This is a genomic window from Streptomyces sp. NPDC052721, assembly GCF_040678315.1.
Taxonomy (GTDB): Bacteria; Actinomycetota; Actinomycetes; order Streptomycetales; family Streptomycetaceae; genus Streptomyces.
This window is the reverse complement of sequence record NZ_JBFATL010000097.1, coordinates 1-3,081: the sequence shown is the minus strand read 5'-3', so window position 1 is coordinate 3,081 and position 3,081 is coordinate 1. Positions and strand designations below refer to the sequence as shown.

Annotated in this window: 3 protein-coding genes; all 3 read left to right on the top strand. The window is 67.2% G+C overall.

Annotated features, from left to right (window positions below; all coding sequences use genetic code 11):
- The coding region (locus AB0L21_RS39515) for a S8 family serine peptidase (RefSeq protein ID WP_365788769.1) at positions 1-489 on the top strand (489 nt) is incomplete at its 5' end.
- A gap of 387 nt (positions 490-876) precedes the next feature.
- Positions 877-1,299, top strand: a complete 423-nt coding sequence (locus AB0L21_RS39510) for a hypothetical protein (RefSeq protein ID WP_365711554.1) — start codon at positions 877-879, stop codon at positions 1,297-1,299.
- Between the two features lie 2 nt (positions 1,300-1,301).
- A complete protein-coding gene (locus AB0L21_RS39505) occupies positions 1,302-3,053 on the top strand; it encodes a hypothetical protein (RefSeq protein WP_365788768.1) in 1,752 nt (583 codons plus the stop codon).
- Positions 3,054-3,081 lie beyond the last annotated feature (28 nt).

Here is a 3,081-nt window from a genome sequence, read left to right as displayed (position 1 = left end):
TGCGACGATGTGAACGGTACGAGCTCGGCAGCCGCGATCGCCTCGGGCGCCGCCGCTCTGATCTGGTCCGCCCACCCTGACTGGACGGTGAACCAAGTTGCCCGTGCTCTGATCGACACCGCCGGCCGTAGCTGGCCGAAGAATGACCCGAGCAAGTACGCCGGCTACGGGCTCATTCGCCCCCGTCTCGTTCTTGCGAACCGGAACTACGACGCCGGCCCAGCCAATGTGGACCCGCTTGCGGCGGAGAACGGCGGTGATCTGCTGGCCAAGTCCGCAGCGCCCTCCACGTCCGCCTCTTCCTCTTCCGTATCAACACCGTCACAAGCCCCGGAAAGGGGTCCTACGGGCGCGACTTCGGCGGAAGGATCGAGCACGGAGTCGTCGAACAACAACACCACCCTCTGGGTCGTGCTCGGCGCCGTAGCTGCCGTCGTCGTGCTCGGCGGTGGGGGCGTGGCCGTTGCGAGGGCGCGGCGTGCCGGGTGATGTCCTTGACTGGACCTGTCGGAAGCAGCGTCGAGGCGTGGAGGTTTCATGAAGATCGCGCGAGGCGTCCGCGCTCATGCTTTCAGGTCGGCGCATCGTTGGTCGACGGAGTGGTGGGGCGCGACTGCGTGCGTCGTGCGCGTTCGCTGGTTAGAAACCGGCAGTTCCGGCGAAGTGTGGCACCAGAGTCGGTCGCGAAGTCGCGCCAACACGCCTGCCTGGTTGGACCGGTTGGACGGCTTGACTAGAGTGGTAAACGCGTTGTGAGACGCGGCTCGCTTTGCGATCGTACGGCGAGCGGTTGGTCGGCCCTCGCTCCGGAGGAGCCGATGGATGTACGGGGAAACGGGGAGGAGCGTCGTGCTTCCGTCAGACATGGTGGGGGGCGTGTCGGCGACCAGGGCGGCGAACCTGGAGGCCAGTGGTGAGGCGCTGGGCAAGTTCGTGGGCCAAGTGGACGAGGTGCTGAGCGCTCTCGAAGGGTCCGCGGGGAACCCGGCGAAGGTCGGCGCTCAGACGATCAGGGCCACGTCGCTGACGTCGGGTGGGGAGAGCGAGTTCCCTGAGGCGCACGGTCTGTACAAGCAGTACACCAGGGTCCATCACGAACTCACGACCCTGTCCAAGACCCTGCACCTGCAGATCGAGGCGATCGGGATCGCGGTCGCCGGTGCTCACAAGGGGTTCGAAAATCTCGAAGAAGAGCAGCGTCAGCGATTCTGGGCGATCCAGATGGAGATCGGAAAGCTGCAAGACAAGGGTGACGGCAAGCAGCACACCGGCGGCTCGCAGACCGGCGCGGAGTTGTGACGATGACCGACAAGAAGCACAGCGAAGACCTGCACCGTGTCTCTCAGCAGAACTCTGTGACGGACGTCGTCCGTGGCATCGAGGACGGACCGCGCGGCGGCTTCCTCAATGGCATGGTGCGATCCGTGGTGGAAGCCACGCCCTTCGGCCGGGCCGTCGCCGTCAGAACTGACTTCGACAAGCGCGACCTCGACCTCAACCGGATGATCGATCTGGTCGAGCAGACCGATCCGGAGGATCTCGAGTCCTCCGGCAAGGCTCTTTGGGACGCGCGCGATGCTATGAAGAAGGCCGCCGACGATCTCAAGGCCCACATCGACAAGGTCCCCTGGGTGGGAGTGTCAGGCGACCAATTCCGCACATGGGGCGAAAATCTCGTAACCAACACTCACCATCTGAGCGAGTTCGCCGGGGCGGCAGGCGACCAGATCACCGCTGCCGCCGTGGGCCTCGCGGCCGTGCGTGGTGGCATGCCAGCCCGTGACACCAGGGCAAACCCTAAGCGGCCCGACAAGTTCACCGATGCCGAGAAGGCGGCGAACAAGGCGGAGTACGACCACGCCGTCCGGGTGGAGAAGGACCGTCAAGAGGCGATCAACCAGATGAATCGGTTGGCGTCCTACTACGCGGTCTCGGAAGAAGTGCTTGCGTCCCTGCCGGCCAAGGACAAGACGCCGAACTTCACGTCGGTGCCCGACGTGGGCGTGCCTCGGCCCTCGCAGCGGTTCAGGGAAAGTACTCCCACGTCCGGCACTGGCTCGCACACAGGGACCGGCTCGGCCTCCGCCATCGGTCATCACACAACTGTGGTAGGCGCGGAGAATGTTGCCCACCACGTCACCAGCGACACCACCCCGCACCACGTCCCGACGACGCACAACAACCACACGGTCCAACTCCCTGAGGAGCCGCCTGTCGGTACGAACATCGACAGTACCGGCACGCTGCCTCCTCCCACGACCACACACACGACCGGCCCCACTCCGCCGGTCACGGGCACGCCCCCGGCAGGCGGCGGCCAGCCCGACCCGTTGGGTGGCGCCGGCTACCGGGTTCCGCTGCCCAATCCGACGTCGGGCCGAAGCCTGAGTGGTTCGGCTGGGTACCGCACTCCTCCCTTGGCTCAGGGGCGTGCGGGTACAGCCGGGCTGACCAGTCCTCAGGGCCCCGGACGAACCGCGGCACAAGGACCCATGAACCAGATGGGGCGTGCCACGTCGACGGGACAGCCCGCCGCTAGGGGTACTGCGTCTCCGATGGGCCGCGCGGTCACCGGTGGTACGCCGCGGCCCGGCGGCACGGCGACGCCCCGGGCGAACGCCACGCCGACCACCGGCGCCGGCCGTTCCAATGGAGTCGTCGGGGGGCGCCCCACAGCCCCAGGCGGTCCGGCGAAGGGCGGGGCGAGGATTCCCCGTGGCACGGTCATCGGGGCTGAGGGACAGGCCAATTCGCAGTCCACGGCCGGTCGGCTCGGTCAGCGTGGCGTCTTCGGAACGCCCGAGTCCGTGGCGCGGTCTGGTGCGAAGCCGACTGGCTCTTCGGGGTCTCGTACGGGTACGGGTGCGTCCGAGGGTGTCACGGGTAGGCCGGCTGGGCGGAACTCTGCTGCGGGTGCTGAACGGAACGGTATGACGCGTGGTGGTGCCGGTCTCGTGCGTGGTGCCGGCCGTAGGGGGAAGGCCGAGGACGCGGACGAAGAGACGCAGCTGCCCGAGAGGCCCCGGCGTGATGTGCCGCCGGTGGATAACTGACCGCGAGCGAGGACACGGAAGACGATGA